Origin of the sequence: Roseateles sp., assembly GCF_965229315.1 — a bacterium.
Taxonomy (GTDB): domain Bacteria; phylum Pseudomonadota; class Gammaproteobacteria; order Burkholderiales; family Burkholderiaceae_C; genus Pelomonas.
This window is the reverse complement of sequence record NZ_CBDDJA010000002.1, coordinates 1,492,809-1,510,913: the sequence shown is the minus strand read 5'-3', so window position 1 is coordinate 1,510,913 and position 18,105 is coordinate 1,492,809. Positions and strand designations below refer to the sequence as shown.

The window sequence follows — 18,105 nt, the reverse complement described above, 5'->3', positions numbered from 1 at the left end:
CAGGCTTGCGTTCACGGCGCCAAGGGCGCGCAAAATGGGAACCAGATTCCCACAAAAATCGACATGATGAAACTGGATGCCTTGGATGTTCGGATTCTGGAAATCCTCCAGCATGATGCGGAACAGCAGGTCGCGCAGATTGCCGAGCAGGTCGGCCTGTCGACCACGCCGTGCTGGCGGCGCATCCAGCGACTGAAGGCGGCCGGCGTCATCACGCGCCAGGTGGCGCTGGTCGACGCCCGCAAGGTGAACGTCGGCGTCACGGTGTTCGTCTCGGTGCGCACCAGCGTGCACACGCAGGACTGGTTCGAGACCTTCAAGGCCACGGTACAGGCCATCCCCGAGGTCGTCGAGTTCTACCGCATGAGCGGCGACGTGGACTACCTGCTGCGCGTCGTCGTGCCGGACATCGCCGCCTATGACAAGGTCTACAAGCGCCTGATCTCAGGCACCCAGCTGCACGACGTCAGCTCCAGCTTCGCGATGGAGGAACTCAAGTTGACGACGGCGCTGCCGCTGGGCTACGTGCAGGCGGCTTGAGGGGCGGCGCCGTGCCGCCGCCTTCGGCGGCCCAGGCCGTCGCCTCGTCCGGCGTCAGCAGCTCACCCTGCGCCTGGGCGCGGCGGCAATCCGCGTCGCTCAGGTCATGGCGGGCGCGCTGCTCGACGTCGCGCTCCAGCGCATCGAACAGCTCATTCGTCGCTGCGCCGTGGCGCGCACGCCAGCGTCGTGCCGCACACAGCGCGGCATAGCCTTTTGCCGGCTCGCCCAGGCCCATGAAGGCCACGGCCAGCGCGGAGCAGGCCTCAACCTGCATGCGCGCAAAGCCGTGGCGCGTGGCAATCTGCAGCGCCTCGTGCAGCGCGGCCAGCGCGCGGGCGCCGTCGCCGCTGCCGGCGCAGGCCAACCCGAGATAGGCCTGGGCGTAAGCCAGGCGGAACATGTCCGGCCGGCGCCGCGCCAGCACGGCCTCACGCTCGAAATGCGCCGCCGCCGCGGCATGGCTGCGCAAGGCGAGCTCCAGCTCGCCCAGGTTTTCGTGGCAGACCATCTGGCCCCAATCGTCGCCATCAGCCACGGCCAGATCCAGCGCCTCGTTCAGCACCTGCCGCGCCGCATCGAACTTGCCCTGGGCTTGCAGCACCCAGCCCAGGTTGCTCAGCATCTCGCGAACGCGCCGGGCATTGCCGGCACGGCGGAACAGCGCCAGCGACTCTTCATACAGCGCTTCGCTCAGCGCCGGCTGGCGGCTGGTGGCATGCAGATTGGCCTGCCAGGCCAGCGCCATGCCGCGCTGCGTCAGCCGCGCAGGATCGGCAACTTCATCGGCAGCACCGACCAACGTCAGAACTTCGGCCGCACCGACCAACACGGCATTCCTGTCCTCGAGCTCGAAGTCCACGAGGCACAGACTGAGCAGCAGCTCGATGCGCAAGCCCCTCTCAGCCTCGGTCACCGGCCGCGCCAGCAGCGGTGCGGCCAGCCGGCGCACCAGCGCATGCTGGCCGACCTGCCGCCACAGGTCGGCCCCCCGGCTGCACAAGTGCGCAGCGAGAGGCGGGTCGGCAACGGTGGCCCATTCCACCAGCGCCTGCGCGTCGGGCAGCAGGCGCATCAAGGTCTTCGTGGCATGGGTGGGCGTGGCCGACCGGTGCGCCAACGGCTGGTGCAACCGAGTCACCAGGTGCCGGCCCAATGCACCACGTGCAGCATCGGCCTCGCCCGCCGACACCAGGCATTGATGGGCATACAGCCGCGCCGACTCGTGCATGGTGTGCAGCGCGACCGCCTCGTCCGTGCCCAGCAGGCCAGCGCTGTCGATGCTCACCAGGCCGTGCACCATCAGCGACTCCAGCGGCCTCGCCAAGGCGGCAGCGTCGGTGCCGGCCACCGCAGCCACGGCATCGAGTGAAAAGCGGCCCGTGAACACGCCCAGGCAGCGCAGCAGCCGCTGTTCGGCGGGGTTCAGCAGTTCGTAGCTCCAGTCCAGCGTGCCTTGCAGGGACAGGTGCTGCGGCGCCGCGCTGCCCGGCGCGGCACGCTGCATCCAGCGCAGCCGCTCGGCCAGCCCGTCGCGCACGGCGTTCAGCCCCAGCACCGGCACCAGCGCAGCAGCCAGCGTGATGGCCAACGCATGGCCGTCAAGACGGCGACACACCTCCACCACCGTGCCGGCGTTGGTCGGCGTGACACGAAAGCGCGGGTCGCCAGCACGGGCCCTGGCCTCGAACACCGCCACGGCGCCGCTGGCGCGCGCGGACTCGGCATCGGTGTCGCCTTCAAGCGGCAGCGACAGCGGCGGCACTCCGATCACCCGCTCGCCGGCGCTGCGCAGCGGCAGGCGGCTGGTGGCCAGCAGCGCGACGGTGGGCGCCGTGTGCAACAGGCGGTCGGACAGCGCTGCCGCGGCTGCCAGCAGGTGCTCGCAGTTGTCCAGCACCAGCAGCAGGCACTGGCCGGCCAGCCCGTTGGCCAGGTGCTCCATCGCATTCTCGCGGGCCAGCGGCCGCTGCAAGGCGCTGGCCACGGCGTGGGGCAGTTGGCTGCTGTCACGCAGCGCGGCGAGGTCCACCCACCACGTGCCGTCGGCAAAGGCCGCTGCTGCGTGCGCCGCCGCGGCCAGGGCCAGCGCCGTCTTGCCCGCGCCACCCGGCCCCGCCAGCGTCGGACGCTCGCCCGGTCGCAAGCGCAACGCCAGTTCGGCAAGCAAGCCATCGCGGCCGAGCACTGGCCACAGGGCCTCGGGCAGGTTGCCGGGCCGCAGGTCTGGCGCGGCCTGCTGAGGCGCCACGTCGTGCACCGCCGCCAGCAACTGGTAGCCGCGCCCGGACCGGTACAAGATGGCATGCTCGCCGAGCAGCCGGCGCAGATGCGTCATCTGTACACGCAGGTTGTTGTCGCCCACCGCGCGATCGGGCCAGACGGCGGCCCGCAGTGCATCGGCCGTCTGCACCTGCGCCCGGCCGTCGATCAACGCCAGCAGCAAGTCGATGGCTCGCGACCCCAGCGTCAGCGCCTGGCCTTGCCGGCGCAGCCGCCGCGTCGCCCGGTCGATCTCGATGTCGCCGCAGCGCAGCGCAAAGCCGGCCTCGTCGGCGGACGCATCGGCAACGCGAGTGGCTGGATTCAGGTCGGTCATGGCTGGGGCCCGGCATCCTAAGCCACGCCATCGCCCCTCACTCGCGGGGGTGGCGACGCAGCGGCCGGCGATTAGCGCCGATTAGCACCCGCCATTCCTAGACTGCCGCCGCACCGGGGCCGCCCTCGACATGCGACAGGCCTCCCAAGCCATCCGTGCACCGCTTCCGCGAACGCGCTTCATCCGAGACTCACCCATGACATCGCTGCTCAGCACATCCATCGCCGCCGCCGGCTTTGCGCTGACTGCCCTGGTCGCCCAGGCCGATCCCGTGACCTGGACGATGAACAACGTCACCTTCAACGATGGCGGCACGGCCAGCGGCTGGTTCACCTTCGACGCGAGCCAGTGGAACGTGGACCAGCAGACCTGGGGCGTTTGCGGCGACTTCGACATCCAGACCACCGCCGGCAGCCAGGGCCTGAGCCGGCATTACGACTCGGCCGATGGCAACAACATCGCCTGGCACATCGACATGTGGGGCATTGGCAATTCGCTGGCCTGGGCCGCCAACGGTGCGGACCAGCCCTGGATCGACTTCATCTTCGCCACCGGCCTCACCGATGCCGGCGGCACGGTCGCCGTGGTCGGCGGCTGGGAAGGCTCGGACCTGTCCAGCACGGTCTACCGCCGATTCAGCGGCGAAACAGTGACCCCCCTCATGGCCAAAGATCTGCCAGAGCCGGACGCGCCGGCCCTGGTGGGAGCGGCGCTGCTGAGCCTGTGCGTGACGCTGCGCAAGCGTCGGCTGGCCAGGGCGGCCGCGCGTGGCTCCAATCACGCCGGCACCTGGCTGAAGCGCGCCGGTCGGCGCACCCGTGCACGGGTTGCCGATGCTGCTGTGGTGAGCTTGACCTGCGACGAACGCTGAACACGCACATCCAGGAGGCACGCATGCCCATCAGGAAGTCAGGCACGACACGGTTTTCCGTCGAGGATTTTCTGGATCGAAACAGCGGTGCAGGTCAAAGTGACCGCAGGGTGATTGTCAATGCGGCATCCACGCAAGCGTGAATCAAGCTCGCGCGCACGGTGAACGCGTAACTCGCGTGGTCGTGATGAGAACTGACAAGAAAAAAGCCCCAGGTGCTTGATGCGCCTGGGGCTTTTGATTCTTCATGGCGTGCCATGAGGTGTATTTCTGGGGTGGCTGATGGGACTCGAACCCACGACAACAGGAATCACAATCCTGGACTCTACCAACTGAGCTACAACCACCACTGAGCCGAAAAGTATAACCCAGAAATCAGGGTGCGCTGGCGGCAGAGGCCGGCGCGGCGACCTTCACGACGGCCTTGTACTGGGACTTCAGCGCTGCAAGGTAGGCCTGGCCTTCGGCACGGGCCCAGGCACCGTTGTACTGCTGAGCGGCACGCGCGTCGTCGATGACTGCCACGTCGCGCGGCTTGAGCTGGTTGATGCGCGCAACGATGTAGCTGCCGTCATCAGCGGCGACGCCGACCACGGCAGGCAGCTTGGCGGCATCGGCGCCGAGCACGGCTTCCAGTTGGCCACGCGTCAACCCCAGCGGCTTGGCACGCGACACGGTCGTTGCGACGTCCAGGCCGGCGGTGTCGGCCGGATTGGCCTTCAACGCGGCCAGGCGCGCTTCGCCAGCCTTCCTGGCCTGCTCGGAGGCGAGCTTGAGGATGAGCTGCTCGCGCACCTTGTCCTTCACGTCGGCCAGAGGCGGCACGCGGGCCGGGCTGTATTGCACCACGCGGGCCGAAACGAGCTGGTTGGGGCCGGTTTCGACGGCTTCCGTGTTGCGCTTGTTGCGCAGCGCCTCGGCGCTGAAGACGGCGTCCAGCAGCTTGGGCGACGCCAGGGGGCCGGCGGCACCGGGCTGGGCTCGGCGTTGCACGTTGGCCGTCTGAAGCTGCAGCTTGAGCTTGTCGGCGGCGGGCTGCAGGCTGTCGGACTGCTCGTAGACGAGGTTGCCGAACTGCTCGGCAGCCTCGGAGTAGCGGCGCTGCGCCAGTTGCTTGCGCACCTCGGCCTCGACCTCGGCCCGCACGGCTTCCAGGGGCTTCTTCTCGCCGCCGCGGGTGCCAGTCAGCTCGATGATGTGGTAACCGAAATCGGTCTCGACCAGGTTGCTGATCTCGCCCTTCTTCATCGCGTAGACCGCGGCGTCGAACTCCTTGACCATCGCACCGCGGCCGAAGAAGTCGAGATCGCCGCCGTTGACGGCCGAGCCCTCGTCCTGCGAGTTCTTCTTGGCGACTTCAGCGAACGAGGCCGGGTTCTTGCGCACCTGGGCCAGCAGTTCCTCGGCCTTGGCCTTGGCCTTGGCGCGTTCCGCGGCGGGGGCGCTGCGGTCCACCTTGATGAGGATGTGGCTGGCACGGCGCTCTTCGGGCACACCGTAGCGCGAGGCGTTCTCGTCGTAATACTTGCGCAGGTCTTCTTCGGTGAAGCTGACGTCCTTCTTCAGCGCTTCGAGGTCCAGCACGACGTACTGGATCTGGGCGGACTCGGGCAACTGGAACTTGGGTTCGTTCGCCGGCAGCTTGTAGAACGCCTCGATGTCGGCGTCACTGGGGTTGATCTTGGCGGCGAAGTCCTTGATGTCGAAGTGCTGCAGTTGCACCTCGCGCTGCTGCAGCAACGCGTCGAACGCGAGCTTGGCGTTGACAGCGCCGGCCACGGTGGACGACTCCACGGGCGTCAGCACCTGGCGAAGCCCATAGTCCTGGCGCAGACGCTCCAGGAACATCGAAGGCGACATGCCTTGTGCGGCCAGCATTCCCTTGTTGACGGTGCCATCCGGGTTGCGCAGGAAGGCGAACTGAGGATCATTCCAGAACCTCGCCGTGACGGCCTCGGGGCTCGGCGTGAAGTGCTGATGCGCAGCCGCAGCCTGCAGCGTGCGCTCGGTGACCAGGGTTTCCAGCGCCTGCTGCTTGACCTCGGGCGTATCCAGCATCTTGGGATCGATGGTCGGGTTCTGGGTGCGGACGCGGTTGGTCTGCTCGCGCAAGGCGTTGTCCCATTCGGCCTGCGTGATCTTGCGGCCATCGACGGTGGCCACGCCCGCGTTGGCGCCGCCCATCATGCTGGTGTAGCCCTGCATGCCGACGAAGGCGAAGGACGGCAGGATCAGCAGCAACAAAATGCCCTGGAACAGGCGCATGTGAGCGCGGACGAATTCAAACATCTCGAAAAGCCTTGAGGATCAGACGCGACGGATCAAACGCGACGAAGGCGAACCGGGGTTCGCCTTCGAGGGGAGCCGCATTCTAAGTGCGAGACGGCCAACTGCCGTCCGGCGGAGCGGGTGGTGGGCGCTGACGGGCTCGAACCGCCGACAATCTCCGTGTAAGGGAGGTGCTCTACCAACTGAGCTAAGCGCCCGGGAAAACCGGGACCCGAACTGAGCGAGCTCAGTTGACAGCGTCTTTCAACGCCTTGCCGGGTTTGAACTTGGGCACCTTGGCCGACTTGATCTTGATCGTATCGCCGGTGCGCGGATTGCGACCGGCACGGGCGGCCCGCTTGGTGATGCTGAACGTGCCGAAGCCTACCAGCGATACCGTGCCGTTCTTCTTCAGCGTCGTCTTGACACCGCCGATGACGGCTTCGAGCGCACGACCTGCGGCGGCCTTGGAAATGTCGGCCTGCTTGGCAATGTGCTCGATCAATTCGGACTTGTTCACTCGTGCCCCCTCAACAGACTGTTGTGCCCTGCGCCCACAGCTATAGCGCAGAACTGCGAACGGATGTCGGTCCCGTACGGTTCATCCTGAAAATGGCCGCCTGAACGGCGCCCAGGGCGTGCACGGGGAACCGGATTCTAGACGCGCGCCCAGGCCACGGCGGGGCGGGAAAAGTCCGGATACAACTCGGTGTCCGGATCGCCGCCGCAAGTCACGGCGGCACGACTTCAGCGCGCCTTGGCGCGAATCTCCGGCACGGCTTTCTGCAGGTAATAGACCATGGACCAGATCGTCAGCACGACGGCCGCGTAGACCAGCCAGGTTCCCCACGCATGCGTCGGGATCAGGCCGAACAACTGGCCGTCGTACAGCAGGAAGGGGATGGCCACCATCTGCGCCATCGTCTTGAGCTTGCCGACCATGTGCACGGCCACGCTGCGTGCCGCGCCGATCTGCGCCATCCACTCGCGCAGCGCCGAGATGGTGATCTCGCGGCCAATGATGACGAGCGCGACGAAGGCGTCGACGCGCCCCAGCTTCAGCAACACCAGCAAGGCCGAGCAGACCATCAGTTTGTCGGCCACGGGGTCCAGGAAGGCGCCGAAGGACGAGGTCTGGTTGAGCTTGCGGGCCAGGTAGCCGTCCAGCCAGTCGGTCAGCGCGACGACGATGAACAGCGCGGTCGCGAACAGGTTCTGGTGGGCAGTCGTCAGGTCCAGGTAGAACACCCCGACGATCAGCGGGATGGCCACGATGCGGGCCCAGGTCAGCAGAGTCGGCAGCGTCAGGAACATGCGGGGATTGTGCCCAAGCCGATAAGCCGCACCGGCGGGTGGGCCACGACTGTGGCAGATAGGTTGAATCAGTCCAGGCTGCGCGGCTTGAAGCGCCGGTCCTCGTCGAACAGGAAGGTCTCGGTGAACCGCCACGGTTCGGGCATGCGCCGCACGTCGCCGAACGGTGCGGCGCGGTTCACCGCGTCAACCGCCATCTGCAGGGTCTCGGGGCCGAACTTGGGCGGGCGCACGACGTTGATCTTGCGCACGCTGCCGTCCGCCTTGACCTCGATGTCCAGCACGACGACGGTCAGCAGGTGCGCGGGCGCCGGCGTCATGTAGCTGCGCTCGGGGTTGGCCATGACCAGCCGTTCGGCGGCCTGGCGGCGCAGCTCATCATGCGTGCGCACGGGCTTGGGCGCCGGCATGCCCTGCGCCTTGGGCAGCGCGGCGCTCGCGTCCGGCGCCAACGTGGACGCCGGTGCCGCAGCCACGGCGGGTGCCGGCGCAGGCCTGGGCGTTGGGGCCGGCGCGGGCGCGCGAGGCGCGGCGCCACAGGCGGCCAGCAGCGGTGTGATCACCCAGTGCGCAGCGCGCTTGCAACCGTCGACGATGGACATGTTGAATCTCCTCCTGCATGCATTGTCCGCGCCATCTCCGGCCAGCGCTGTCAGTGCAGCGCGCGGCAGATGCCTTCTGCGAGCTCGCGTGCTCTGCACGTCAGTGCAGCGCGCGGTAGATGTCTTCTGCGAGCTCGCGCGAAATGCCCTTCACGCTGCACAGCTCGTCAACGCTGGCACCGGCCACGCCGCGCACGCCACCGAAGCGCTGCAGCAACTGCGAGCGCTTCTTGGGCCCGACGCCAGGCACATCCTCCAGCCGCGACCCGCCCGTGCGCGCCGCGGCGCGCTTGGCGCGCATGCCGGTGATCGCGAAGCGGTGCGCCTCGTCGCGGATCTGGGCCACGAGCATCAGCGCCGCGGAGTCACGGCCCAGGTAGACCTTCTCGCGGCCATCGGCGAACACCAGCTCCTCCAGCCCGACCTTGCGCCCCTCCCCCTTCTCGACGCCGGCGATCAGCCCCAGGTCCAGTCCCAGCTCCTCGAACACCTCGCGCGCCATCGACACCTGGCCACGGCCACCGTCCACGAGCACGAGGTCGGGCAGCCGTCCGGTGCCGAGCTGGGCCGCTTCGGCCATCTTGCTGTAGCGGCGCGTCAGCACCTGGCGCATGGCAGCGTAGTCGTCGCCGCCGGTGATGCCCTCGATGGTGTAGCGCCGGTACTGGCTGCTCTGCATCTGGTGGCCCTCGAAGACGACGCAGCTCGCCATCGTCGCCTCGCCCGCCGTGTGGCTGATGTCGAAACACTCGACGCGGAAGCTGTCGATCTCGGCGACGGACAGGTCCAGCGCGTCCACCAGCGCCCGCGTGCGCGCCTGCTGCGAGCCCTCTTCCGCCAGCAGGCGGGCCAGCGCCAGTTCGGCGCCCTTGACGCACATCTCCAGCCAGATGCGCCGCTGGCCGCGCGGCTGGGCTTGCACTGTCACGCGGCCGCCGTTCTGCACACCCAGCGCATCGGCCAGGCCCGCGTCCACCGCGTCGCTGACGACGACCAGCCCCGGCACCGGCGACGCCAGGTAGTGCTGCGCCATGAAAGCCTCCAGCACCTGCCGCTCCGGCGACAGCACCTCGTCTTCGTCCAGCCGCACCGCGGTCGCTTCGTCCACGTGCTTGGGGAAAAACGCGCGGTCACCCAGGTGGCGGCCGCCGCGCACCATCGCCAGGTTCACGCAGGCGCGGCCGCCCTGCACCTTCACCGCCAGGATGTCCACGTCGCGTTCGCCGCCGGTGGCGCTGCTCTCTTCGATGACCTGCTGCTGCAACACCTTGGACAGCGCCTGGATCTGGTTGCGCACCTCAGCGGCCAGTTCGTACTGCTGAGCTTGCGCGTAGGCCATCATCTGCGCCTGCAGCGCGGCCATGACCTCGTCCGTCTCGCCGCGCAGGAAGCGCTCGGCGCTGGCGACGTTGAGCGCGTAGTCGCCGCCCTGGCCCGCCGGCACGCAGGGTCCGGAGCAGCGCTTGATCTGGTGCAGCAGGCAGGGCCGGCTGCGGTTGTTGAAGACGCTGTCCTCGCAAGTGCGCAGCTTGAACACCTTCTGCATCAGCTGGATGGATTCCTTCACCGCCCAGGCACTCGGGAAGGGGCCGAAGTACTGGTGCCGCTTGTCCACCGCGCCGCGGTAGTAGGCCATGCGCGGGTAGGCGTGCGAGGTGATCTTCAGGTAGGGGTAGCTCTTGTCGTCCCGGAACAGGATGTTGAACCGAGGGTTCAGCGTCTTGATGAGGTTGTTCTCAAGCAGCAGCGCCTCGGCCTCGGTGCGCACCACCGTCGTTTCCATGCGCGCGATGCGCGAGACCATCAGGCCGATGCGCGTGCCACCGTGGTTTTTCTGGAAATAGCTGGAGACGCGCTTCTTCAGCTCACGCGCCTTGCCGACATAGAGCACGTCGCCCTTGGCGTCGAAGTAGCGGTAGACACCGGGCATGGCCGGCAGCGCGCCGACCTCGGCCAGCAGCTTCTCGCGCGTCTCGCGCGCCGCGGCCTCCATCTCGGCGCGGGGCGGCTCGCCGGGGTCGGGGGGGGACAGGGTCGGGATCGGAGTCGGGGTCGACATGGCGGCGGATTTTGGCCTGGGACAATCGACCCATGAGTTCGCCGACGCTTTGGGACATCTTTTGCCGGGTCATCGACAACCACGGCGACCTCGGTGTCTGCTGGCGTCTGGCCCGCGATCTGGCCGCAAGAGGCCAGGCGGTCAGGCTGTGGGTGGACGACGCCTCGGCGCTGCGCTGGATGGCGCCGCAGCGGCCGCCCGGCATCAACGTCCGCGTGTGGCCGCACGCTGATGTGGACGTGCGGCCCGGCGACGTCGTCATCGAGTCCTTCGGCTGCGAACTTCCCCCGGCCTTCGTCGCCCGCATGGCCGCGCACGTGCCTGCGCCGCACTGGATCAACCTCGAATACCTCAGCGCCGAGGACTATGTCGAACGCAGCCACGGCCTCGCGTCACCGCAATTCCACGGCCCGGCCGCGGGGTTGAGCAAGCACTTCTTCTACCCGGGCTTCACGCCGCGCACCGGTGGGCTGCTGCGCGAGCCCGGATTGCTGGCGCGCAGGGCTGCCTTCGATGGCCGTGCCTGGCTGGCCGGCCGTGGCTGGGCGCCGCGGCCCGGCGAGCGGGTCGTCAGCCTGTTCGCCTACGACAACCCGCGCCTGCCGGCGCTGCTGGATGCGCTGGCAGATCAACCGACGCTGGTGCTGGCCTGTCCCGGCCCGCTGCAGGGGCAGATCGCCGACCGCCCGCGGCTGCGCCACGTCGCGCTGCCCTACCTGCCACAGGACGACTACGACCATCTGCTGTGGGCCTGCGACCTGAACTTCGTCCGCGGCGAGGACTCGTTCGTGCGCGCGCAATGGGCCGGCAAACCCTTTGTCTGGCACATCTACCCGCAGCACGACGACGCCCACCACGCCAAGCTGGAGGCCTTCATGGCCCGCGCCGACCTGCCTGCCGCCTGGCGTTCGGTCTGGCGGGGCTGGAACGGGATGAGCGAGTCGCTGCCGGCGTTGCCAGCGCTGGATGCAGCCGCTCTGCATGCCGTCGGCTGGCGTGCGCAGTTGGCGGCCCAGCCCGACCTGCTGACGCGGCTGCAGCAATTCCTAGGGGTTTCCCAGCTAGAATAGCCGGCTTTGCCGCGCCAAACCAAGACGGAGTCTTTTGGAGTCTGGTGCGCCGCCAGCCGGAATCCCCGGCCTTTCATCCCGCAATACACCATGAAACTCGCTCAAGAAATCCGCGCAGGCAACGTGATCATGCAGGGCAAGGACCCGATGGTCGTCCTGAAGACCGAATACAGCCGCGGCGGCCGTGGCGCCGCCACCGTGCGCATCAAGATGAAGAACCTGCTGAACGGCGCCGGCGCTGAGCTGGTCTTCAAGGCCGACGACAAGATGGAGCAGATCATCCTCGACAAGAAGGACTGCACGTACACCTACTTCGCCGACCCGATGTATGTGTTCATGGACACCGAGTACAACCAGTACGAAGTCGAGTCCGAGAACATGGGTGACGCCATCTCCTACCTGGAAGACGGCATGGCCGTGGAAGTGACCTTCTACGACGGCAAGGCCATTTCGGTCGAGCTGCCCACCAGCGTCGTGCGCGAGATCGAGACGGAGCCGGCCGCCAAGGGTGACACCTCCGGCAAGGTCATGAAGCCCGCCCGCCTGAAGGGCACGGGCTTTGAAATCTCCGTGCCGGCGTTCGTCGAGAACGGCGACAAGATCGAAATCGACACCCGCACGCACGAGTACCGCAAGCGCGTCTGAGACGCCGGCGAAGCTCGAAGTGAAAACGCCCGCAGCAGCGGGCGTTTTTTATGGGTCGGCTTATTCGAGATCGGACAGGTCCGGCACATCGGGCTCGGCGTCGATCTCGCTGTCGAAATCGGCCGCCATGCCCTTCATCGGAATCCAGGGCCGGTCCAGCGGGCGGTAGACGCGGCGCTGCAGGCGCGCCAGACGGTCGGAACGCTCGACGGCCTGCATCACCTGCTCGGGCGCGATCAGCATCGCGAACGGGTCGGCCAGATTGGGCGTGTTGGACAGCATGGTGAGCCTCGGTTGAAAGTCGATGGACTCACTGTAGGCAGCCTCGTCTTGCCGCAACAGTCGGTTCAGCGCGCGAGGTGCTGTAAGACTTTTCCCTACACGGCCGCTGGCCCGAGAACTTTGTCGCGCTTATCGGGCCGGCTTGGCCGCATCGGCCGCACGCTGGCGCTCCTGGATGATGCGGCGCAGTTCCTTGGCGATCACGTCGCGGCCGCCGCGCTGCGCGAAGTCGGCCGCCGTCATCTCCTGCTCGTTGGCCGCGCGCGGCTCGGCGCCGGCCTTGATGAGCATGGAAATGAGGTCGGCGTTGCCATAGCGGGCCGCCATCATCAGCGGCGTGGTGCCGTTCTCCGAGCGCGCATTGATCACCGCGCCCTGCTCGATGAGCCACGCCGCCACGCCGTGGTCTGGCCCGCTGCAGGCGTAGTGCAGCGGCGTCCAGCCCTCGCGGTTGATGGCCGCGCCGCGCTTGGCCAGCGCCTTGACGGCCGGCAGCGAGCCCTTGATGGCCGCGATCATCAGCGGCGTCTCGCCCTGGGCGTTGGGCTCGTCGGCCTTGAGCAGCGGCGAGGCGAGCAGGCTGTCCAGCGCGCGCAGCGACTCCTCGCGCACGGCGACGAAGATGGCCTTGCGGCCGCGCGCATCGGGCTGGTTGGGGTCCACGCCCTTGAGCAGCAGGCTCAGCACGACGCGGGGGTCATTCATTTCGACGGCCATGACGAAGTCGTCGATGGGCGCCGCATGGGCGGCGACCGCCGCCGACAGCAGCGCGCCGGCAAGCCAGCGCTTCATGCCGCCACCTCCGGCAGGCCAAAGAGCCGCCGCGTGTTGGCGGTCGTGCGCGCCGCCAGCTCCGGCACGGGCAGGCCCAGGGCGTCGGCCACCGCCTTTGCCACATAGGGCACGTAGGCCGGTGAATTGGTCTTGCCGCGGAACGGCATGGGCGCGAGATAGGGGCTGTCGGTCTCGATCAGCACGCGGTCCAGCGGCAGCAGCTTCACGAGGTCGCGCAGGTCCTGTGCGTTCTTGAAACTGACGATGCCGGAGAACGAGATGTAGTAGCCGCGCTCCACGGCCGCCAGCGCCACCTCGGCGGTCTCGGTGAAGCAATGGAAGACGCCGCCGGCCCGCTCGCCGCCCTCCTCGTCCAGCACGCGCAGCGTGTCGGCCGCGCTGGCGCGGGTGTGGATGACCAGCGGCTTGGCGGCCTGCCTGGCGGCGCGGATGTGCGTGCGGAAGCGCTCGCGCTGCCATTCCATGTCGTCGATGCTGCGGCCGTTCAGGCGGTAGTAGTCCAGCCCCGTCTCGCCGATGGCGACGACGCGCGGCAGCGCGGCCAGCCGCACCAGTTCGGCCACATCGGGCTCGCGCATGTCCTCGGTATCCGGGTGCACGCCCACGGTGGCCCAGAGCTGCGCGTTCTCCAGCGCCAGTGCGTGCACGGCCTCGAATTCCTCCATCTGCGTGCAGATGCAGATGGCCTGGTCCACCTGCGCGCTGCACATGTCGGCCAGGATGTCGGGGAGCCTGGCCTTCAGCTCCGGGAAGCTGAGGTGGCAGTGGGAATCGACGAACATCGAACGGTGCAGGAGCTCAGAGGGTTTGCGTGGGCTTGCTGGACGACAGCGCCGTACCCAGGATTTCCTCGATCCTGATGCGGATGGCCCGGGTCTTCTCGTCGCCCGGGAAGCGCACGCCCACGCCCTGCGTGCGGCCACCCGACGCGTTGGGAGGCGTCAGCCAGGCGATCTTGCCGGCCACCGGGTAGCGCTGGTTGTCCTCGGGCAGCGCCAGCAGCAGGTAGATGTCTTCGCCGAGCCGGTAGTCGCGGGTGGTCGGCACGAAGAGGCCGCCTTCGCTGAAGGCCGGGATGTAGGCCGCGTACAGCGCCGAACGCTCCCGAAAGACCAGCTGGATGACGCTGGGCCGCGCTCCCGAGCCTGCCGCGCCGGTGACGGTCGGCAGCGGCAGCGCGCCGCCGAGCTGGCTGGGCTGGAAGCTGTTCGGGCCGGACTTCGAGTGGGCGTCGCTCATGGGCCCAGTGTAGTCAGCGCAGCGCGGCCGACACGGCCGCCTGGGTCTGCGCCACCAGCGCCTCGATCCACAGCCCTGCGTTCAGCGGATGTTCGGCGTGGCGCGCCGCGCGGCGCAGCTCGGCCTCCCAGGCCAGCAGCGGCGCGGCGCGCTTGGGCGACGGCAGGGCGGCCGCGGCGAAGAACTGCCCAGCCTGGCCGTGGCGGCGGCGCAGCAGGTCGTGGCACAGGCGCTGCAGCGCGTCGATGACACGCGCCGGCGCCCAGTCCGCGAACGTGGCCACCTCGCCGCGCGCGACGCGCTTGGGGATCGCCTGCCAGGCCGCATCGGTCAGCCCGGCGTTGAACCAGTCGAGCGCCTGCTGCGGCCGGCCGCCCGTGGCGGCCAGCAGCCCCTCGGCACCGTCCACCCCCTTGGACGCCAGCCAGGCCAGCGCCTCGTCATGCGGCGGCAACGCGAGCGGCACCGGCTGGCAGCGGCTGCGGATGGTCGGCAGCAGGCCCGCGGCATCGAAGCTCGCCAGCGCGAAGCGCAGCAGCCCAGACGGCTCCTCCAGCGTCTTCAGCAGCGCGTTCGCCGCCACGCCATTCAGCGCCTCGGCCGGGAAGATGACGGCGACCTTGGCCTTGCCGCGCGCCGACGTGGCCTGCGCGAACGCCAGCAGCCCGCGCACCGCTTCGACCTTGATCTCGCGGCTGGGCTTGGCCTTGCCGGCCTTGGCGTCGGGCTCCTCATAAGGCAGGCCCAGCGCCTCGCGCGACGGCGCTTCAAGCGCCTCCGGCAGCAGCAACTGGAAGTCGGGGTGCGTGCCGCTGGCGAACAGCTTGCAGCTCGCGCAGTGGCCGCACGCGGGTTCGTCGGATGCGGTGGCCTCGCACAGCCAGCTCTGCGCGAGCTTGACGGCGAGCTCCAACTGCCCCACCCCCGCCGGGCCTTGCACCAGCAGCGCGTGGGAGCGAGCGCGGGCCAGCGCGTCGGCCAGCGGCTGCTGCAGCCAGGGAAGATCGGCGTTCAGCATGGATAGCGCTGCGGCAGCACGGCCAGCACCTGCGCGCCGACCTGCGCCAGCGTGCCGCTCGCGTCGATGCGCACGATGCGCTGGGGGGCCTGCACCGCACGGGCCGCGTAGGCGGCGCGCACGCGCTCGAAGAAGGCCAGGTCCAGCTGCTCGATGCGATCGGCCTCCCGCGCACCCGCGCGGCGCGCGGCGGCCTGTTCGGCGGGCAGGTCGAACCACAGCGTCAGCTCGGGCTCGGTGCCCTCCTGCACCCAGTCGGCCAGAGGCTCCAGCACGCTCAGCGGCAGGCCGCGGCCTCCGCCCTGGTAGGCGAAGCTGGCGTCCGTGAAGCGGTCGCACAGCAGGGTGCGGCCGGCGGCGAGCGCGGGCTTGATGACGGTCTCCACATGGTCGCGGCGGCCGGCGAACATCAGCAACAGCTCAGTCAGCGAGCCCATGGGCTGGTTCAACACGATGTCGCGCAGCGTCTCGGCCAGCGGCGTGCCGCCGGGCTCGCGGCTGAGCTGCACGTCGGCGCCGCGCGCACGGAACCAGTCGGCCACGGCCTGGATGTGGGTGGACTTGCCGGCACCGTCGATGCCCTCGAAGCTGATGAATCGTCCCGTCACTTGCCGCGGATGTATTTGTTGACCGCGCGATTGTGCGCGGCGAGGTCTTCGCTGAACTCGCTGCTGCCGTCGCCGCGCGACACGAAGTACAGCGACTTCACCGCTGCCGGGTGCAGCGCCGCCTGCAGCGAGGCCTGGCCCGGCATCGCGATGGGCGTGGGCGGCAGGCCGCCGCGGGTGTAGGTGTTGAAGGGCGTGTCGGTGGTCAGGTCGCGCTTGCGCAGGTTGCCGTCGAAGGCCTCGCCCAGGCCGTAGATGACGGTCGGGTCGGTCTGCAGCGGCATGCCCGCGCGCAGCCGGTTGACGAACACGGCGGCGACCTTGCTGCGGTCCGACGCGGTGCCGGTTTCCTTCTCGACGATGGACGCGAGGATCAGTGCCTCTTCGGGCGACTTCAGCGGCAGCTCCGGCGCACGCGCCGTCCACGCGGCCATCAGGCGGCGCTGCATCGCGGCGCGGGCGCGCTTGAGCACGGTCAGGTCGCTGACGCCGCGGCTGTAGGCGTAGGTGTCGGGAAAGAAGCGGCCCTCCGGCAGCAGGTCGGGTTCGCCCAGCGCGGCCATCACCTCGGCATCGCTCATCTGCGCCGTCTTCGCCTTCAGCGCCGGCGCCGTGGCCAGCGCGGCGCGCACCTGGCGCCAGTTCCAGCCTTCGATCAGGCGCAACTGCTCCAGCACCTCGTCACCGCGCACCATCTTGTCCAGCAGTTCGCGCGGTGTGATGCCGGCATGCACCTCGTAGCTGCCGGCGCGGATCTGCTTGGCGCGGCCCGACCACTTGAACCACTGATAGAGATAACGAGCATCCGTCTGCACGCCGGCCGCCACCCAGGCACGCGCCACCTCGGCCGGGGTGGTGCCGGGCTCGATGGACAGTTCCACGGACGGCGCGGCCAGGCTCAGCGGGCTGCGCAGCCACTGCCACACAGCGCCCGCGGCCAGCGCGGCGATCAACAACAAGGCGAGCACCGCCCGCAGCAACCACTTCATGCCCTTGCCCAGGCTCCGTCAAAAGGGCGCCGATGATAATTCCCGCCATGTCCGAACCGACCCAACTCCCCACCCAGCACCGCCTGACCGACTGGGGCGTCATCCGCGCCCAGGGCACCGACGCCGCCAGCTTCCTGCACGGCCAGCTCACGCAGGACTTCGCAGGGCTGGACCGCGACCACGCGCGCCTGGCGGGTTTCTGCACCGCCAAGGGCCGGCTGCTGGCCACGATGGTGGGCTGGAAGCAGGGCGACGACGACCTCCTGCTGGCGCTGCCGGCCGAGACGCTGCCGGCCACGCTGAAACGGCTGTCGATGTTCGTGATGCGGGCCAAGTGCAAGCTGACCGACGCGAGCGCCGAGTTCGCCGTCTACGGCCTGCTGGGCGTGCCGGCCGCCGAGGCGTGGACGCTGGTGCGCGACGGCGACGCCGTGCAGATTGCCCTGCCCGCGGCCCCTGGGCTGGGCCGCGCGCTGCGCGTGCAGGCCGCCGATGCACCTGCGCCGGCGGGTGCGGCGATCACGCCCGAAGACTGGGCCGGCGCCGAGGCGCAGGCCGGCATCGCCTGGGTGCGCGGCGCCACTGTTGAGGCCTTCGTGCCGCAGATGATCAACTTCGAGGTGCTGGGCGGTGTGAGCTTCAAGAAGGGCTGCTACCCCGGCCAGGAGATCGTCGCGCGCAGCCAGTACCGCGGCACGCTCAAGCGCCGCCTGCAGGTCTTCGAGAGCGACGGCGCCGCGACGGTCGGGCAGGAGATCTTCAGCAGCGCCGACCCCGAGCAGCCTGCGGGCGTCGTGGCTGGCAGCGGCACGCGCGACGGCCGCACGGTGATTGCCGCCGAGATCAAGCTTGCGGCGCTGGACGGCCCCAGCCTGCACCTGGGCAGCGCCACGGGCGCCGCACTGCAGCCGCGCGCCCTGCCCTACGAGATCCCGCCGCAGGAATGAGCACGCAGCTCTACGTCTACTACCGCGTCGCGGCCGCGCAGGTCGATGACGCCCTCATCGCCTTTCGCAAGGCGCGTGTCGAGGCGCCCATCGAGCTGCTGCAGCGGCCCGAGCCCAGCGCCGAGGGCGAGTGGACGTGGATGGAGATCTACCCGCCCGGCTGGACACACCGCGAGCCGCAGGTCGCCGCGGCGATGAAGGATTTCCTCGCCAGCGAGCGCAAAGTCGAACGCTTCGAGATGCTGGGTTAGATGCTGGG

19 protein-coding genes and 2 tRNA genes are annotated in these 18,105 nt (G+C 69.0%); 6 read left to right on the top strand and 15 right to left on the bottom strand.

Annotated elements, in window-relative coordinates:
• Positions 1 to 63: 63 nt before the first annotated feature.
• Positions 64 to 540 (top strand): Lrp/AsnC family transcriptional regulator, encoded by a 477-nt coding sequence (locus ACO07H_RS11780; RefSeq protein ID WP_422014284.1) that lies wholly within the window; start codon positions 64 to 66, stop codon positions 538 to 540.
• Here the strand turns inward: ACO07H_RS11780 and ACO07H_RS11775 are convergent.
• Entirely contained in the window at positions 494 to 3,139 is a 2,646-nt protein-coding gene (locus tag ACO07H_RS11775) for an ATP-binding protein (protein WP_422014282.1), read from the bottom strand. The two genes, ACO07H_RS11780 and ACO07H_RS11775, sit on opposite strands and share 47 nt — an antisense overlap.
• Positions 3,140 to 3,335: 196 nt before the next feature.
• Between ACO07H_RS11775 and ACO07H_RS11770 the strand changes: the two genes are divergently transcribed.
• A complete protein-coding gene (locus tag ACO07H_RS11770; protein WP_422014280.1) occupies positions 3,336 to 4,010 on the top strand; it encodes a hypothetical protein in 675 nt (224 codons plus the stop codon).
• Positions 4,011 to 4,281: 271 nt separating this feature from the next.
• Here ACO07H_RS11770 and ACO07H_RS11765 read toward each other — a convergent pair.
• The 7 genes from ACO07H_RS11765 to uvrC all read right to left on the bottom strand — a co-directional run bounded on the left by ACO07H_RS11765 (position 4,282) and on the right by uvrC (position 10,253).
• A tRNA-His gene (locus ACO07H_RS11765) sits at positions 4,282 to 4,357 on the bottom strand.
• Positions 4,358 to 4,385: 28 nt separating this feature from the next.
• Positions 4,386 to 6,299, bottom strand: coding sequence for a SurA N-terminal domain-containing protein (locus ACO07H_RS11760; RefSeq protein ID WP_422014278.1), 1,914 nt, complete (start codon positions 6,297 to 6,299; stop codon positions 4,386 to 4,388).
• A 121-nt stretch (positions 6,300 to 6,420) separates the two neighbouring features.
• Positions 6,421 to 6,496 (bottom strand) — tRNA-Val (locus tag ACO07H_RS11755).
• Between the two features lie 29 nt (positions 6,497 to 6,525).
• Positions 6,526 to 6,849 carry an HU family DNA-binding protein gene (locus ACO07H_RS11750; protein WP_422018632.1) on the bottom strand — a complete coding sequence of 108 codons (324 nt, stop codon included), beginning with the start codon at positions 6,847 to 6,849 and terminating at the stop codon, positions 6,526 to 6,528.
• Between the two features lie 176 nt (positions 6,850 to 7,025).
• The gene (gene pgsA / locus ACO07H_RS11745; RefSeq protein WP_422014276.1) at positions 7,026 to 7,592 is read right to left on the bottom strand and encodes a CDP-diacylglycerol--glycerol-3-phosphate 3-phosphatidyltransferase; all 567 of its coding nucleotides are present in this window, start codon (positions 7,590 to 7,592) and stop codon (positions 7,026 to 7,028) included.
• A 68-nt stretch (positions 7,593 to 7,660) separates the two neighbouring features.
• On the bottom strand, positions 7,661 to 8,194 hold the full coding sequence (locus ACO07H_RS11740) for a hypothetical protein (RefSeq protein ID WP_422014274.1): 534 nt from the start codon (positions 8,192 to 8,194) through the stop codon (positions 7,661 to 7,663).
• Between the two features lie 100 nt (positions 8,195 to 8,294).
• Positions 8,295 to 10,253 carry an excinuclease ABC subunit UvrC gene (uvrC, locus tag ACO07H_RS11735; RefSeq protein WP_422014272.1) on the bottom strand — a complete coding sequence of 653 codons (1,959 nt, stop codon included), beginning with the start codon at positions 10,251 to 10,253 and terminating at the stop codon, positions 8,295 to 8,297.
• 32 nt (positions 10,254 to 10,285) lie between these two features.
• Here uvrC and earP point away from each other — a divergent pair, with 32 nt between their 5' ends.
• Positions 10,286 to 11,323 carry an elongation factor P maturation arginine rhamnosyltransferase EarP gene (earP, locus tag ACO07H_RS11730; protein ID WP_422014270.1) on the top strand — a complete coding sequence of 346 codons (1,038 nt, stop codon included), beginning with the start codon at positions 10,286 to 10,288 and terminating at the stop codon, positions 11,321 to 11,323.
• Between the two features lie 90 nt (positions 11,324 to 11,413).
• Positions 11,414 to 11,968 carry an elongation factor P gene (gene efp, locus ACO07H_RS11725; RefSeq protein ID WP_422014268.1) on the top strand — a complete coding sequence of 185 codons (555 nt, stop codon included), beginning with the start codon at positions 11,414 to 11,416 and terminating at the stop codon, positions 11,966 to 11,968.
• A 60-nt stretch (positions 11,969 to 12,028) separates the two neighbouring features.
• On the opposite strand, the gene ACO07H_RS11720 is transcribed toward efp, so the two are convergent.
• The 7 genes from ACO07H_RS11720 to mltG all read right to left on the bottom strand — a co-directional run bounded on the left by ACO07H_RS11720 (position 12,029) and on the right by mltG (position 16,899).
• Positions 12,029 to 12,250, bottom strand: a complete 222-nt coding sequence (locus tag ACO07H_RS11720) for a hypothetical protein (protein WP_422014266.1) — start codon at positions 12,248 to 12,250, stop codon at positions 12,029 to 12,031.
• Positions 12,251 to 12,379: 129 nt separating this feature from the next.
• Positions 12,380 to 13,042, bottom strand: a complete 663-nt coding sequence (locus ACO07H_RS11715; protein ID WP_422014264.1) for an ankyrin repeat domain-containing protein — start codon at positions 13,040 to 13,042, stop codon at positions 12,380 to 12,382.
• Positions 13,039 to 13,827, bottom strand: a complete 789-nt coding sequence (locus ACO07H_RS11710) for a TatD family hydrolase (RefSeq protein ID WP_422014262.1) — start codon at positions 13,825 to 13,827, stop codon at positions 13,039 to 13,041. Before ACO07H_RS11710 ends, ACO07H_RS11715 begins: the two co-directional genes overlap by 4 nt.
• A 16-nt stretch (positions 13,828 to 13,843) precedes the next feature.
• Complete coding sequence (locus ACO07H_RS11705) at positions 13,844 to 14,284, bottom strand: PilZ domain-containing protein (RefSeq protein WP_422014260.1); 441 nt, start codon at positions 14,282 to 14,284, stop codon at positions 13,844 to 13,846.
• A 13-nt stretch (positions 14,285 to 14,297) separates the two neighbouring features.
• Positions 14,298 to 15,302, bottom strand: a complete 1,005-nt coding sequence (locus ACO07H_RS11700; protein WP_422014258.1) for a DNA polymerase III subunit delta' — start codon at positions 15,300 to 15,302, stop codon at positions 14,298 to 14,300.
• Positions 15,296 to 15,910 carry a dTMP kinase gene (gene tmk / locus ACO07H_RS11695; protein WP_422014256.1) on the bottom strand — a complete coding sequence of 205 codons (615 nt, stop codon included), beginning with the start codon at positions 15,908 to 15,910 and terminating at the stop codon, positions 15,296 to 15,298. The genes ACO07H_RS11700 and tmk overlap by 7 nt, the downstream gene beginning before the upstream one ends.
• Positions 15,907 to 16,899: an endolytic transglycosylase MltG gene (gene mltG, locus ACO07H_RS11690; protein ID WP_422014254.1), complete on the bottom strand. Its 993-nt coding sequence runs from the start codon at positions 16,897 to 16,899 to the stop codon at positions 15,907 to 15,909. The genes tmk and mltG overlap by 4 nt, the downstream gene beginning before the upstream one ends.
• 47 nt (positions 16,900 to 16,946) lie before the next feature.
• Here mltG and ACO07H_RS11685 point away from each other — a divergent pair, with 47 nt between their 5' ends.
• Both ACO07H_RS11685 and ACO07H_RS11680 read left to right on the top strand, forming a co-directional pair.
• Complete coding sequence (locus ACO07H_RS11685; RefSeq protein ID WP_422014252.1) at positions 16,947 to 17,846, top strand: YgfZ/GcvT domain-containing protein; 900 nt, start codon at positions 16,947 to 16,949, stop codon at positions 17,844 to 17,846.
• On the top strand, positions 17,843 to 18,097 hold the full coding sequence (locus ACO07H_RS11680; RefSeq protein WP_422014250.1) for a DUF4936 family protein: 255 nt from the start codon (positions 17,843 to 17,845) through the stop codon (positions 18,095 to 18,097). Before ACO07H_RS11685 ends, ACO07H_RS11680 begins: the two co-directional genes overlap by 4 nt.
• Positions 18,098 to 18,105: the final 8 nt, after the last annotated feature.

Excerpts from the sequence above, each read along its gene's own strand:
- ACO07H_RS11780 (WP_422014284.1), top strand. The coding sequence starts at position 64 with ATGATGAAACTGGATGCCTTGGATGTTCGGATTCTGGAAATCCTCCAG.
- ACO07H_RS11775 (WP_422014282.1), bottom strand. The coding sequence starts at position 3,139 with ATGACCGACCTGAATCCAGCCACTCGCGTTGCCGATGCGTCCGCCGAC.
- ACO07H_RS11770 (WP_422014280.1), top strand. The coding sequence starts at position 3,336 with ATGACATCGCTGCTCAGCACATCCATCGCCGCCGCCGGCTTTGCGCTG.
- ACO07H_RS11760 (WP_422014278.1), bottom strand. The coding sequence starts at position 6,299 with ATGTTTGAATTCGTCCGCGCTCACATGCGCCTGTTCCAGGGCATTTTG.
- pgsA (WP_422014276.1), bottom strand. The coding sequence starts at position 7,592 with ATGTTCCTGACGCTGCCGACTCTGCTGACCTGGGCCCGCATCGTGGCC.
- ACO07H_RS11740 (WP_422014274.1), bottom strand. The coding sequence starts at position 8,194 with ATGTCCATCGTCGACGGTTGCAAGCGCGCTGCGCACTGGGTGATCACA.
- uvrC (WP_422014272.1), bottom strand. The coding sequence starts at position 10,253 with ATGTCGACCCCGACTCCGATCCCGACCCTGTCCCCCCCCGACCCCGGC.
- earP (WP_422014270.1), top strand. The coding sequence starts at position 10,286 with ATGAGTTCGCCGACGCTTTGGGACATCTTTTGCCGGGTCATCGACAAC.
- efp (WP_422014268.1), top strand. The coding sequence starts at position 11,414 with ATGAAACTCGCTCAAGAAATCCGCGCAGGCAACGTGATCATGCAGGGC.
- ACO07H_RS11720 (WP_422014266.1), bottom strand. The coding sequence starts at position 12,250 with ATGCTGTCCAACACGCCCAATCTGGCCGACCCGTTCGCGATGCTGATC.
- ACO07H_RS11715 (WP_422014264.1), bottom strand. The coding sequence starts at position 13,042 with ATGAAGCGCTGGCTTGCCGGCGCGCTGCTGTCGGCGGCGGTCGCCGCC.
- ACO07H_RS11710 (WP_422014262.1), bottom strand. The coding sequence starts at position 13,827 with ATGTTCGTCGATTCCCACTGCCACCTCAGCTTCCCGGAGCTGAAGGCC.
- ACO07H_RS11705 (WP_422014260.1), bottom strand. The coding sequence starts at position 14,284 with ATGAGCGACGCCCACTCGAAGTCCGGCCCGAACAGCTTCCAGCCCAGC.
- ACO07H_RS11700 (WP_422014258.1), bottom strand. The coding sequence starts at position 15,302 with ATGCTGAACGCCGATCTTCCCTGGCTGCAGCAGCCGCTGGCCGACGCG.
- mltG (WP_422014254.1), bottom strand. The coding sequence starts at position 16,899 with ATGAAGTGGTTGCTGCGGGCGGTGCTCGCCTTGTTGTTGATCGCCGCG.
- ACO07H_RS11685 (WP_422014252.1), top strand. The coding sequence starts at position 16,947 with ATGTCCGAACCGACCCAACTCCCCACCCAGCACCGCCTGACCGACTGG.
- ACO07H_RS11680 (WP_422014250.1), top strand. The coding sequence starts at position 17,843 with ATGAGCACGCAGCTCTACGTCTACTACCGCGTCGCGGCCGCGCAGGTC.